Below are 13053 nucleotides of genomic sequence, written 5' to 3' on the forward strand. Positions count from 1 at the left end.
CGGTTATCTGCTCACTGCCTGCGTCCCAACCGGCCGGTGTCTCTGAATATCATTGATCAAGGTCACCAGCACAAAGCTTAACTGCATCAACAAAAACCAGGACACCAGTTTAGAGGCCGAGACCATGTGCCAGCCATCGGCCTGATCCGGATAAATCCAGACATTACAATAAGTGGCAATATTCTCTGCAAACCAGATAAACAACGCCACCAGAAACCAACCCACCAATAACGGCATATAACGATGTGTCCGCCGTATTTTGAAATAGACACCCGTTTTGAAAAACATAACACAGCTGGCCAGCAGCAACAGCCAGCGCATATCCCAGATAAAATGATGGGTGAAAAAGTTAAGGTAAATCAGCAACACCAGTACAACCGTATACCACTTGCCGGGATAAGCACTGTACTGGAAGTTAAACAGACGCCAGACCCGGGCAATGTAACTGCCGATAGCGCTATACATAAAACCGGTAAATAATGGCACAGTGGCGATACCAAACACGTACGCTTCCGGATACGTCCAGGAGCCAATGGCTTCTGAAGTCTTGAACAATTCCATAACCGTTGCCACCAGATGAAACACAACGATGACCAACGATTCCCGCAGCGTCTCCAGCCGGGTCAGCAACATCAGTAACTGAAAACCAACCGCCGCCAGAAAAATAAAATCATAACGGTGCAGCCCCTCCAGTGGATACCAATATCTGGTTACCATCATCACCGCCAGTAAAAAACCACCGAACATACTGGCATAAGCCTGCTTGAGACCAAACAGCCAAAACTCCTTGATGAAACTTCGCATCTTTAAACACTTCACTCCCTAAAAAGCGGCATTGTAGCTGATGATCGGCTGTAAACCCACACACCAGACAAACCACATCAATGACCGCACCGAACGTCCTTTCCTGCCTTGGCAAATCTGAAACCTACAACCCCCATCCCTCAGGCATACAAAACCGAATATTCCGATGCTGTTGTCCGTCCAGAGAAAAATAATCCTCGCCAGCCTCTTCCAACCCCATAGCCCGATAGAACTGAATTGCCGGAGAATTTCCTTCCCAACAACTCAAATAAACCGCCCCATCAACGTTGACTCGTAGCTTTCTCAGAAAAGCTCCACCGATTCCCATACCTTTGAACCGCCTCAACATATAGAGCGTCTCAATTTCACGATCCACCGGACTGAATACCATGACGCCAACGAGCCTGCTGTCCAGTTCAGCAATCCAGACAACCTTTGAGCTGATTTTCGTTTGCATATTGGCTGGAGAAAACTCGTCTAACATATAGTCTGCGTAGGCTGGCTCCAGCCCATAAAGCGCGTAAGTATCTGTCCAAACCGTCAAACACAACACAGAGAGCATGGCAGAATCCGACAGCTCTGCGGCTCTGATAACCATTTGATTCATAGATAAAATACTCACCGACACAGACACCTGGCATTAAAAACCAAGTCATACCGATGCATCAAGAAAGACGCGAGGTGGGATCCTCCAGTCTAGTGTCTCAAATAAAACGCATATTTAAATGGGCCGCCGAATTCACTTCACCAATCTACGTTAAGTTCAGCCAACGGCGTCCCACTCTTCGAGAAGCCCTCAAGACGTCCACCGCTTCGTTCCAGCTCTTGACAAGGGAGTGGCATTGCCTGCGAGCTGCGCCTTGCGGTGAACATCTTGAGGTGCTTTTTTAAGATAGGTTTTATTCAAGACACTACGCTAGCAATGACATTTCATAACCAGAGGACAAACAGGAAAATAAAAATAGAGCGAAGATCAGAAAAAACGAATGCTCCGCTCATGATCCAGGTAGAAGCCTATCAGCGATCAGCCAACAATGCGTACTTACCTGACCCCAGAAACATCATCGCTACCGCTGAAAACAAATACACACCAACACCCTCTGCTCCCCAGGCACCGTGCTGGTCCAGCACAAACAAATCACCCATATGAACCAGATAAGTAATAAAGAAGCAGGTACCAATTACAATGACCGCCGCGAAACGAGTGAATACACCCAGGATCAACATCACCGGAGCCACCACTTCCCCCAGATATACCCCATAAGCAATAAACGCTGGCAGGCCATTTTGTACCAACAGCCCCTGGATAAAATCCGTACCACCGTGGATCTTATGAATGCCATGCAACAAAAACATCAAGCCAAAACTGACACGCAGCACCAACTTTCCAACATCTGGCATATCCAACATCGCGTTAAACTTAGACATCAAGGCATTCATTATAATTTCCTAATTAATAGTTAAGTACATTTAAATACTGTAACCGACCGCACATATTGCGACAATAGGAATAATTCTCATTTTGAAATGCATTGATCTGCGGCAATGTACCGTGTTACCGCCCAACACCGGTAAAACAAAAGGCCAAGACTCAATCCCCAAGCATTGTCAAAATCGATCAAGGACATCTTGGAAGACACATAGATGATAAAAACAGCACCATCCTGGGCTATAGACATTCCCCCTTTCAACCTGCACACTAACCCACCATCCTGATCAAAACCCAACCACGCCAGCCATGAAAACCAGTCTTGACCATCTGCCGGAATCCAAGCAGCAGGAACTGCACACCATATCGACGATCTTGCGCGATACGCTGGAGGATTACCTGCAAGGCAAGACGAAACGCAAAACCGAATACCGGATTCTGAAGATCATCCTGTTTGGCAGTCATGCCAAAGGAAACTGGGTGAGCGACCCGGACAACGGCTATATCAGTGATTACGATATTCTGGTGATCGTGAACAAACCGGCACTGGTTGACGAAGATATCGTCTGGCAGCGGGCAGAAGAACAAATTGGCCGCAAAGTCTCGTCAGCGCCGTTAGGCCTCATCGTACATGACCTGGAAGACGTGAATAACCGGCTGCATCAGGGTCACTATTTCTTCAAGGATATCCGGGACGAGGGCATAGAACTGTATGCTGCGACACCAAGGCCATTAGCAACACCCGGCAACCTCAGCGAAGAAGAACGAAGAGAGATTGCGCAAAAGAATTTTACGCAATGGTTTTCCAGCGCAGATGATAGCCATGCCATGTATCGCTACGCACAAAAAGATAGTCGAATAAAACAAGCGGCTTTCGAGCTTCACCAAACCACGGAACGCCTCTACGCCTGTGCACTACTTGTCTGCACCAACTACCTTCCCAAAACCCACAATATCGAAAAACTTCAACATCTCTGCATACAGATTGATCCGGAGTTTACCGACCTCTTTCCACTCGACACAAAATTCCACCGTCGTTGTTTTCGTCGTCTGCAACGCGCCTACGTCGAAGCCCGTTACTCACTCCACTATGAAATCACAGAAGAAGAACTGAAGTACCTAGAATCCGAAGTCGCAAAACTAAAAGTACTGGTCGAAAAAGTCTGTCAGACTCGGTTGGTTTAAAGTTCTACACGGCAGAAATACTGCGAACCGAATAATCATAACGCCTCTCAAAGCATTCCATCGAAAATGAGATAGCACCTGATGTTTAGTTAAGCGATAATCATCTTCCATGATTTAATAATCAACATCCGCCAAAACGCACTCACAAACCAACAGAGAAAGAATCATGGAAACATCAATAGCCCTGGTCGGCGATTATTCAGAGCACATAATTGCGCATCAGGCCATCAACCAAACATTTGAGTTACTCACCAACACTGATTTTCCTGCCAAGGCGACCTGGGTAGGCACAGAAACCATAACCTCAGCCCAGGACCTGAACGGCTACAACGGTATCTGGCTGGTACCCGGCAGCCCCTATCAAAGCCTCAATGGAGCACTGACAGCCATTCAACATGCCCGGACAAAAGGTATCCCCTACTTTGGCAGCTGCGCCGGCTTTCAACACGCCATCATGGAATACTGCGCCAACGTACTCGGCTGGGAAGGTGTCACCCATGAGGAAATAAACGAAACAAGTCAAGGCCTGGAGATTATTTCAAAACTCAGCTGCTCACTGATGGAAGAATCAGAACAACTGCTCCTGAGTGCTGGCAGCATACTCGCTCGGGCATATCAGGCCGCTTCATTCCAGGGCACCTACCACTGCAACTACGGACTCAATCCAACCTATCGCGAACAACTGTTTGACACCCATTTAACCGCAACCGCATTTAACGAACAAAACGACATCAGAGCGTTTGAACTCGCCAATCATCCATTCTTTGTCGCCACACTGTTTCAACCAGAACGCAGCGCACTCCAGGGCCAGATATCCCCCATTATTCAGGAATTTATCAAAGCCTCTGCAAATACTTGATAGCAACAACCACATTGAAATAACAACACCCAAGCAAGGTGATATTAGTCGCATGAGGATTGCACAAACCTTATGCAGCAACATGCGATTTTCTACAAACAGCGGCATTAAGTAAAAGAGAGGTTTTGAAGTGTCAAAACACAGCAAGAGAGATATCCTGATTCATTTTGACGAAGAAACAAATGAAATTATTCTATACACGGTGAGTGTTGATGACACGAATAATATTCGCGAGAAGGAGTTCGATGGTGCAAGATTGGATCTTCCTTTTTTTTTAAAAAAAACTGCTGATGAAGCAGAGAAATCGCTAGGTGAAATAATTTTTTCCCTTATCGACACATTTTCTTTCAAAAAGACCGGAATTAGACCATACGAAGCTATAAACAAAGAACGCCATAAACAGGATGTAGCAGAATGGGAAACAGCAGCCAAAAGCGGTGACCCTGAAGCTCAATATATGCTGTTTATGGAGTATCATTCGAGAGCACTCATTAACAATGACTCTGAATCTCTGGTAAAGGCAGAGCAGATGCTGGATTCATCGGCTGCAAAGGGGTATTCCAACGCTGTCAAAAGCAAGAAACATTGGCCGTTAATGCGGGCTGCAATTGAGAAAAAGTTAAAGCGCAGGCCGCAAGCCTAAAAAGTGCTTTGCGACCTCTATTCCGTCGATCTTTGCAATAACCCGCACATAACCACCGACATCAATCCAGCGCCAGACAGCGATATTAGCCACATATGAACAACACTGGAAACCTGTGAAAAAATTTGGCTAAAGCCGAATTTGAAGATCAACTTTGGTTGCTCAAGTGTATTAGTCTCGACTTGATCTGGCAGCGACAGATTTTTCAGAAGGTGTTTGTCAGCTCAAATTCAATTCACGAACGAGCAAGCATGTGCGCCACTTCACAAAGTAAAACTTATCAACAGAGAGCTTATTGAATCCGTTATAACCATCACACAAGCTTTTGCCTGACATTTCAGTCCGTTAACAAGACCACCAGATTGACCGTTTTACGCCTTGACCTGTCTAACGCCGGCCCTCATTGCAAGAACGATCACATAAGGCTGCCATGCTGACGAAATATCCACCGACTACTTAGGGGTACGAACTTAGCTAAAGTTGTTCTATAGAAGCAAAGGTGTTTATACTTTCTATAATCAATGATGATCTTAGTGATTTTTGGTTAACTAGATTATAATTCCGATAGGAAATACAATTAAAGAGAAGTCGTCTTATTTGGGCGATTAGAGTAAAAACTGGACATGCCTAATGTGTGACCAGAGAATCAGTCAATGGAAACAAGTGGTAATGATAATATGGATATATCAATCTTAATTCTATCTATTGTATTGTTTGTCTTATTAAGCCTTTCAATTTTGTTTGTTACTGTTTATAACCGCATAGTCAGAAATGCCAACAGTGTCCAAAGAGGTTGGGCGGCAGTTGTTAGCTTTGAACAACAAAAAGTCAAAATCATTTCAAATCTCGAAAAGACCTTAAAAGGCTATTTAAGCCATGAAAGCAGTGTCTTTAAGCAGATCACACAGTTGCGATCAAGCATCCCTTCTTTAAACATAGACAGTACCGATACTGATGCACTGTCTGCGATTGAAAAACAGAGTCGGGAGATTGTACAAGGTTTGAATGTTGCTGTTGAAAACTATCCTGACCTGAAAGCTTCGGTGGTCTACAGTAAAGTAATGGAGGAACTGACAGATCAGGAAGAAGAAGTTGGCGCAGCGATAAGAGCATTTAATCAGACAGTAGAAATATTTAACAACTCGTTGCAAATATTCCCTAACAATATCGTTAATGCGCTCCTTAACCGTCAAAAACGGATTAAACCTTATCAGAATCAACATACAGTTGAAGCGTTTTCCTACCAACCATTCTAAAGTCTAAAGAATTCTACAAATCATGAATATCATTGAAAAATACCTCGCATTTTTAAAGTGGTTTTACAAAAATTTTCTGGGCGCTCATTACCATCAGTTTGGTAAAGACGATAATCAGAGAGCCAACAACATGGAATACAGTATTTATCACCATTGGGCAGATGCTAATAGCAGTCGGCTGTATGATGTGCTTCTATCCATGGAAAAATATCTGGGGACTGATGACTACTCAAAAGACATTGAAGAGTTAATTCGACCCTGTCTTGATTTTGGCCCGACACTGAAGTTATCGCTAATCCCCCTGTACAAACCGATAGTGATTTCAATAGTCATTGCCTTACCACTATTCTTTATCACAACGTCGTTCCTTCCTCCTCCAGTTACCGTTCTTATTTTTGTTTTTCCTTTCATGGTGCCGGCGATGTACTCATTGCTGGAATTGATTAAAGTTACAGGGTTGATCTCAAGTGTAAGTTCGAGCCTGATTGAGTATGATAAAAACAAAGACTCGAATCTGCACCGACTTTCTAATATGCAAAGAACTGTATTCTTGCAGTGGTTAAAAGAAAATTTCAAATTTTTTTCCAAACACAAATATCTTCATATCAGCCGACTTTACTCAGGGAAAGTGAACCTGAAATCCGGTAAACGAGAGTTTTATGCCTTCTACATTGAAGTTTTGGAAAAACATACAGACAAGGATGGGAAGGACAGCTTCGAAACTATTGATTCATTTTTTGGTATTCGAATGCCCGGATTTAATATGACTGAGGCGCGCATTTGCTCACTAAAACAAAAAGAAGATGGATTACAACCCTGGACCAGCCTATCACCTAGATTCAATGAAAGATATTGCTGCGAAGTCGCTGACTCAATAGCAGCGACAAAATGGCTTACACCAGCAACGTTGGAAGAAATACTGGATGCGGATATAAAGCTTGGTGCGCTGGAAATTATGACCACGAAGGATGGCCATCTACTCACCTTATTCAAGAAAAATATCTTTGCTGAAAAACAGAGTATTTCGACAACACTAAAGACACCTTCAGCATTTTTAAACGATCTCTTAGTATCGGATCAGTCTTCAGAAAATCTGCCGATTGCTCTGTCTCTAATTGATCTCATGATTGATCAATGAACGTATTATCGAGGGGCCTCTGAAAATAGGAATAGTTTTGATGCAGGCGAGGAAGCACCACTCGCAACACCGCAATTTACTTGTGTAAATGAAGATGTGAAACTGGGGCTGACAACGTCCTGCACGAAAATAGGCCATTTTTCTGAGGTTCCCCAGCAGCGGGAAAATCTACGAATAGATGACTTTTTACGTATCAGCCGACGTCACATTTTCATTTTCGAATAGCTTAAACGGTGGCCTGCTTCCTGCTGGTTTCCGATTATTAAGGCACTATCCAAATAAACCATGAGAATCGTTCCAAACAGTAAAAGCGATGATGAAGCCTGCGAGCATCTAAGCAGAGCAACTGACGCTGAAATCATTCCGCATATTTATGAACTATTAGAATGGCTACAGGATATGAACTGGCCTGTCGCCCTAAATGTAGCAGAACGCCTTTCAAAACTGGGAATAGAATTAGTAGAACCAGTATGGACCATACTGGATGGTACTGACGAAGTATGGAAGTACTGGATTGTTTCCCACCTGCTACACGCCGTAAACAAACAGGTGTATCAATCCCTGAAATTTAAATTATACAGAATGAAGTCTCAGCCCACACAGGGCGAAATTAAAGAAGAAGTATATGATGCGGTATGTGAGTTGCTTTATACTCGAAAACAGGTATAACCCGCCAATCAACTTCACGTCTTTATGTCCGGTCAGCTCATACCGTGCTTCGTACCAGTCAACGGCATAAAGGAACCACATACCCATTAAGAGTTACGTAATGAACAAGCTAGTAATATTTATCTGTTTTATATCCATGAACGTAGTCAGCAAAGAGGTAGATCTTGAAAAAGTCTTCTCCAACTCCCCGGTAGAGGGAACGATTGTCATTGAAAATATGGATGGCTCAACAAGCTACGTTTATAACAAAACACGCGCAAGCACCAAGCTTGCTGTCGCATCAACATTCAAAATACCCAACACCCTCATTGCCGTGGATGAAAACCTGGTATCCGGAAAATCCAGCATCTTCGAATGGGACGGAACAGAGCATGATACTAAAGAATGGAACCAAGACCTGACACTCGCCTCTGCATTTCAGCTCTCGTGTGTATGGTGCTATCAGGAAATCGCCCAAAATGTAGGCATAACAAAATATAAAGAATATATAAGCGCTATGAACTATGGCACCTTGCCAGACAACTTTGATCTTCAAAATTTCTGGTTGGATGGCACGCTAAAACTCTCAGCTTACGAACAGATTCACTTTTTAAAAAGATTATACCAGCATGAACTGCCCTTCAGCCCTAAAGCATTTAATGTATTAAAAGATATCATGCTTGCAGAAAACACTGAGAAGTATTCAATGTTTGCCAAAAGCGGCTGGGCAAGAAGAGTCGAAAATCCCGTGGGTTGGTATGTGGGTTATATCAAGAGCCCCACTGGCACTTGGTTTTTCGCAACCAATTTAGCAGTGAAAAACGCAGAACAATTATACCTGAGAAAACAAATGACCATGAATGCGCTGAAAAGTGCCGGAATCATTTAACAGATGCAGCAAGCACACGAACAAATTTCTGGTTGGTTTTTGGGCTGGCTTCGCTATACGATACCGAAAGCACCTGTAACCTGTTCGTGCTATTGGTGTTACATATCAAAGATATATTGTGATTTTTAGGGTAAATTACTCCCTTGCTACTCGCACGAAGGTACATATGAATCTAGAGATCGGTGTAACCTATTACAGACTCACATTCGCAGACGCAAAAATGACGATGCCTGGGCTGGAACCTGTGGTTTATGTTGGCAAAAATCTATTCGATGAACCCACAAGCGAAGAAGTTTATTATTTTCAAAATACTGTTTCAGTCGTAAGGTTTGGAATTCTCGGCGGAAACGAGGATGTTTACGTAGAAGCGTTTAAAAAAGATGATTTAGGCTCTTCAGTTACTACCCTTGAACAGGCCATTACAATCATGCAGGAAGCTAACGAGAGATACATTAGAGAAGGAAAGCCCAAACTCAAGAAGGCTAATGGAAAATGGAAAACTATCCATACCTCCTAAAAAAGAGTATCTGAAACTTGCCCGTGTTATGAAGAGCCCTGCTATTCGTCACGTCATGCTACGTATTATTTCTTACCTATGTTCAATCTGCTTCATGCTAGCTGAATACAGCCTCCACACCAAACCAGTAAACTAAGGGGCCTCTGAAAAATAGGAATAGTTTTGATGCAAGCGAGGAAGCACCACTCGCAACACCGCAATTTACGGGCGTAAATGAGGATGTGAGACCGGGGCTGACAACGTCCTGCGCAAAAATAGGCCATTATTCAGAGGTTCCCTAATGATAACGTTGAAATCCTACTTGAGCCTATTGCAACTTCTGTAGCAAGTTTACTTTGTAGTGATGACCTGAAATACGTTCGCCAATACGAAGCCCATGATTGTACTTTGGTATTTTTGGATACCACCAAGTCTCATCGCCGACGTTGGTGCAGTGTGGTTCTTTGCGGCAATAGGATGAAAGTTGCGGCATTTCGTTCACGCAAGCATGATGTTTGATCAAGTCCCCTGCCCATTCTCTGTAACTTGCCAATATGGCGATTTTTAATGAAGATGAGGCTATAATCATTTATTTTCATCCACCTAAATATAACTGCCATTTGGAAGCCGAACGATTTCTCTACTGGGCTAGGCCTCACGGCTATCAGTCCATATAGGCAATTTAAAACAAAGAAACTGCAGTTTTTACTTGAAGCTACGTATCATGAAAGCATTAAAAATAATTACTTTATTCATAGCATGCACATTGGCAATCACTTTTAGTCGCATCTATGGTCCAATAAGTCAGTTACCAAATTTTTTTGTCGTCGACGAAAATTATTTAAGAGTCTTATATAACCAATATATTTTTATGGCAGTGACATGCTCATTGGTTGTTATCATTCTTAGTTATGTACTCAAAGTGAAATTAATGGCGGCGACACTGGTCATGTTTCTGGCAGCCGTATATTTTGTTGTACTGACAAACATGAGCTCCTTGAACAACTTAGAACTGCTTATAAATTCACTAGTGGGATTTTCGGTACCGTTCATGGGCACTTGGGCAATAACAGTAGCAGTAGTCGTTTTATTTAGGAAAATCTTTGCCAGATGGTCGAAGAACATGCAAGGATCCTGATGGATTGGCTTTCTGTTTTTGGATTTAACAATAGCAGCAGCGAGCATCCAGGTTGATACAGTTATTATATTTCCACCCTCAAGCACCGCAAACTTCTTTTATCTTCTAATGGACCACTAAAACATAAATTTCCATCAACCTCTTTAGGCCGTTCATTACCATAGTAAGGGTTTTGCATCGCGTCAGGTTTTAGTTGCAAGTGATGAACCTGATTAAACATCGCCAGCTTGGCCTCAAAATCAGAAAATCTGGTAACATACTCATCGAAATCAGGTGAAATTTCGATTAAAACAGCACCGACATAGTTTCTTAGTTTTGAAGTAAAGGGCCTGATTTCATCTTCGGTTCCGAGCTGTTTTATCAGTTCAGAAGGAGATAATTGAGCTAAATGCTCAAGTCTATAATATATTGGAGTGGTTGCATTTATTGTCATATTTGGCTTATACACCATGCGCGTAATCCAACCTGGAAAATTACCACCTGTTTCAAAGAATTCCGGGTTCTTATCGAGACTTTTGAAGGTGTGGTAAGACATTCCAAATTCTCTTGCGACGACCATGTGAAAACTTTTTTCTGATTGACTCAAACTGGGAATATCTTCTGTCTGCATATTTTCATTGGATAGGATGATGCTCGAAACATCCAAAACTTCTGAAAGCTTCATGAGAAAAACCATTTTTCCAATTAAACTGTCCTGCAACTCCATTGACGTCCTTAAGTCCGAAAATTGCTCTAATAGAGAGTCAACAGCCTTTCTCGCATCTCCATCCTTATAAAATGATATTGCCTCAATAGTGTTAATACGCTCAGCAGCAGTGATGTATTGATAAGGAGGATATATTTCACTGACACTTGGTTCTGAAAGCGTTTTATATTCATTAAATTCATGGAACTTTTTGGAGCGAAGAAGCAATGTTTTGTTTTCGCTTAAGAGGGCATCAACATCGATTTCCGACGAGAACAGATATTCCAAGCACCCCTCCTCCCATGATCGACAGAATGCTTCACCGTTAGGCAGTGGTAACTTATCGGAATCAGGATAGGCGACCCATTCATGTGATCCATCTGCGAGAGAATTCTGATACTCTGCCAATAATCTTTTCCCGACCTGTTCTGGGTTTTCAGTTTCCTTTGCATAAATTCCATACAGGTATAGGTATGCCTCACTTTCGACGTTTTTTTCCAATCTGTTGACAAGGTTAATGGCTTGTTCGTTCAATTCATCATCGATTTGAGTAAACACCCCCAAAAGGATAATCGCTGGAATGATGATTGATAGTACTTTTTTCATGGTCAGATATAAGTCCAGTATTTTTTGGTTTGCCAGGAAACCTCTAATGTTCATTCCAAAACATGATCAATCGTTAACATAGCTCAAAACAAGATCGAACTTGATACTTGACTCGTTGATCACATATCACCTAACAATTCGATTGATACAAATAGTAACCCGTATGATCATTTGCTTGCTAATTATCTGAATAGAGGTTTCGATTTTTTTGACGGACATCATATTGCAAAGCAGCCTTGGCTTAAATATGCGTATTCATTCAAACTTATCGGACATGTCCTTGCACGGATAGTGAAACCTGTAATTAATCGATATACGAAAAGGTGATATACCAAAATTGCATCCATTATCCATCTTTATAAGGCAGCGTGATCGCTGATTTTTTTCGCTCCATCTAGTTCCCACCAAGCATCCTTTCATTTTTCCTTTTAATTCGAGCCTTTCTAACATATTGCTCACATCCCTATTATCGATACCCTAAATTACGAAACCAGAGGATTCTTTGCTGTCAAAATGTTTAATGAAATCAAAGATATTTTGCCAAACAAAATGTTCACTCTTCCTCTTTTCCTGGGTCGAACTTTGTGACAAATTCGTGGCATGATGATTTGAGTCTGGACGAAAATGTCAGTAAAAATACCCGATCTCTTTGTCATATCCTAAATGGTTTCATCAGCTCTTTGGCGAGTGAAGATGATGCATATGGTTAAAAGTTGTTCTACCTTTTAACAGGAGGATGGACCGAAAGATACTTTCTTCAGGCATTAAAATTTTTAGGAGTTAGCACATGCGCAGGCGCACGTTGAAAGAAGCCATAAAAGTCATATTGCCGTTACTGTTGTTGCCGGGTATCGCACTCGCTGACGCCGAACTCAAACCCTTTACCACCGACGGTTGCAGTATTTTTCCAGATGGCACTCCGGCCGCCAACAGCAAGTGGATCGAATGCTGCATTCGTCATGATTACGCCTATTGGAAGGGTGGTACATTTGAGCAGCGCGAACAGGCGGATACAGCCCTGGAACAGTGTGTCAGTGATATGGGTGAAAACGGTATCTCGATACTGATGCATGCTGGTGTTCGAATGGGAGGGTCGCCCTACTTTCCGACCTGGTATCGCTGGGGTTATGGCTGGCCGATGTTTCGTGGATATAAAGCATTGACTGTAGAAGAACAACAACAAGTACAGCAGCAACTGATGGTGTTTCACAATTTGATTGGCACATTGGTCGAGGAAAATGCGGAATAATCTGATTGGTTTTATCGGGATGGGAAAA

At 42.6% G+C, this 13053-nt stretch carries 14 protein-coding genes; 10 read left to right on the plus strand and 4 right to left on the minus strand.

Features of this window, described 5'->3' with window-relative positions:
- Positions 1–3 precede the first annotated feature (3 nt).
- The 3 genes from ACQY6I_RS21155 to ACQY6I_RS21165 all read right to left on the minus strand — a co-directional run bounded on the left by ACQY6I_RS21155 (position 4) and on the right by ACQY6I_RS21165 (position 2232).
- On the minus strand, positions 4–804 hold the full coding sequence (locus tag ACQY6I_RS21155) for a DUF817 domain-containing protein (protein ID WP_428243505.1): 801 nt from the start codon (positions 802–804) through the stop codon (positions 4–6).
- Positions 805–928: 124 nt separating this feature from the next.
- On the minus strand, positions 929–1426 hold the full coding sequence (locus ACQY6I_RS21160) for an N-acetyltransferase family protein (protein WP_428243506.1): 498 nt from the start codon (positions 1424–1426) through the stop codon (positions 929–931).
- Positions 1427–1821: 395 nt separating this feature from the next.
- The gene (locus ACQY6I_RS21165; protein ID WP_428243507.1) at positions 1822–2232 is read right to left on the minus strand and encodes a DoxX family protein; all 411 of its coding nucleotides are present in this window, start codon (positions 2230–2232) and stop codon (positions 1822–1824) included.
- Positions 2233–2542: 310 nt separating this feature from the next.
- Between ACQY6I_RS21165 and ACQY6I_RS21170 the strand changes: the two genes are divergently transcribed.
- The 9 genes from ACQY6I_RS21170 (at position 2543) to ACQY6I_RS21210 (ending at position 9866) form a co-directional block, all read left to right on the plus strand.
- Entirely contained in the window at positions 2543–3418 is an 876-nt protein-coding gene (locus tag ACQY6I_RS21170) for a HEPN domain-containing protein (RefSeq protein ID WP_428243508.1), read from the plus strand.
- Between the two features lie 166 nt (positions 3419–3584).
- Positions 3585–4277: a CTP synthase C-terminal region-related (seleno)protein gene (locus ACQY6I_RS21175; protein WP_428243509.1), complete on the plus strand. Its 693-nt coding sequence runs from the start codon at positions 3585–3587 to the stop codon at positions 4275–4277.
- 130 nt (positions 4278–4407) lie between these two features.
- Complete coding sequence (locus tag ACQY6I_RS21180) at positions 4408–4920, plus strand: hypothetical protein (protein ID WP_428243510.1); 513 nt, start codon at positions 4408–4410, stop codon at positions 4918–4920.
- A 653-nt stretch (positions 4921–5573) separates the two neighbouring features.
- Complete coding sequence (locus ACQY6I_RS21185; protein WP_428243511.1) at positions 5574–6176, plus strand: LemA family protein; 603 nt, start codon at positions 5574–5576, stop codon at positions 6174–6176.
- A 22-nt stretch (positions 6177–6198) separates the two neighbouring features.
- Positions 6199–7314 (plus strand): hypothetical protein, encoded by a 1116-nt coding sequence (locus tag ACQY6I_RS21190; protein ID WP_428243512.1) that lies wholly within the window; start codon positions 6199–6201, stop codon positions 7312–7314.
- A 285-nt stretch (positions 7315–7599) separates the two neighbouring features.
- Positions 7600–7983: a DUF5071 domain-containing protein gene (locus ACQY6I_RS21195; protein ID WP_428243513.1), complete on the plus strand. Its 384-nt coding sequence runs from the start codon at positions 7600–7602 to the stop codon at positions 7981–7983.
- A gap of 100 nt (positions 7984–8083) precedes the next feature.
- Positions 8084–8851 carry a class D beta-lactamase gene (gene blaOXA, locus ACQY6I_RS21200; RefSeq protein ID WP_428243514.1) on the plus strand — a complete coding sequence of 256 codons (768 nt, stop codon included), beginning with the start codon at positions 8084–8086 and terminating at the stop codon, positions 8849–8851.
- Positions 8852–9017: 166 nt separating this feature from the next.
- Positions 9018–9368, plus strand: a complete 351-nt coding sequence (locus tag ACQY6I_RS21205) for a hypothetical protein (protein ID WP_428243515.1) — start codon at positions 9018–9020, stop codon at positions 9366–9368.
- Between the two features lie 348 nt (positions 9369–9716).
- Positions 9717–9866, plus strand: a complete 150-nt coding sequence (locus tag ACQY6I_RS21210; protein WP_428243533.1) for a CGNR zinc finger domain-containing protein — start codon at positions 9717–9719, stop codon at positions 9864–9866.
- 683 nt (positions 9867–10549) lie between these two features.
- On the opposite strand, the gene ACQY6I_RS21215 is transcribed toward ACQY6I_RS21210, so the two are convergent.
- Positions 10550–11776: a hypothetical protein gene (locus tag ACQY6I_RS21215; RefSeq protein ID WP_428243516.1), complete on the minus strand. Its 1227-nt coding sequence runs from the start codon at positions 11774–11776 to the stop codon at positions 10550–10552.
- A 787-nt stretch (positions 11777–12563) separates the two neighbouring features.
- Between ACQY6I_RS21215 and ACQY6I_RS21220 the strand changes: the two genes are divergently transcribed.
- Positions 12564–13025, plus strand: coding sequence for an FAD-binding oxidoreductase (locus ACQY6I_RS21220; RefSeq protein WP_428243517.1), 462 nt, complete (start codon positions 12564–12566; stop codon positions 13023–13025).
- The last annotated feature ends 28 nt before the right edge of the window (positions 13026–13053 follow it).

The sequence above is a fragment of the Gynuella sp. genome (genome assembly GCF_050297175.1).
GTDB lineage: Bacteria > Pseudomonadota > Gammaproteobacteria > Pseudomonadales > Natronospirillaceae > Gynuella.

Bases quoted from the DNA above. Each gene is read 5' to 3' on its own strand.
- ACQY6I_RS21155 (WP_428243505.1), bottom strand. From the start codon at position 804: ATGCGAAGTTTCATCAAGGAGTTTTGGCTGTTTGGTCTCAAGCAGGCT.
- ACQY6I_RS21165 (WP_428243507.1), bottom strand. From the start codon at position 2,232: ATGTCTAAGTTTAACGCGATGTTGGATATGCCAGATGTTGGAAAGTTG.
- ACQY6I_RS21170 (WP_428243508.1), top strand. From the start codon at position 2,543: ATGAAAACCAGTCTTGACCATCTGCCGGAATCCAAGCAGCAGGAACTG.
- ACQY6I_RS21175 (WP_428243509.1), top strand. From the start codon at position 3,585: ATGGAAACATCAATAGCCCTGGTCGGCGATTATTCAGAGCACATAATT.
- ACQY6I_RS21185 (WP_428243511.1), top strand. From the start codon at position 5,574: ATGGAAACAAGTGGTAATGATAATATGGATATATCAATCTTAATTCTA.
- ACQY6I_RS21190 (WP_428243512.1), top strand. From the start codon at position 6,199: ATGAATATCATTGAAAAATACCTCGCATTTTTAAAGTGGTTTTACAAA.
- ACQY6I_RS21195 (WP_428243513.1), top strand. From the start codon at position 7,600: ATGAGAATCGTTCCAAACAGTAAAAGCGATGATGAAGCCTGCGAGCAT.
- blaOXA (WP_428243514.1), top strand. From the start codon at position 8,084: ATGAACAAGCTAGTAATATTTATCTGTTTTATATCCATGAACGTAGTC.
- ACQY6I_RS21205 (WP_428243515.1), top strand. From the start codon at position 9,018: ATGAATCTAGAGATCGGTGTAACCTATTACAGACTCACATTCGCAGAC.
- ACQY6I_RS21215 (WP_428243516.1), bottom strand. From the start codon at position 11,776: ATGAAAAAAGTACTATCAATCATCATTCCAGCGATTATCCTTTTGGGG.
- ACQY6I_RS21220 (WP_428243517.1), top strand. From the start codon at position 12,564: ATGCGCAGGCGCACGTTGAAAGAAGCCATAAAAGTCATATTGCCGTTA.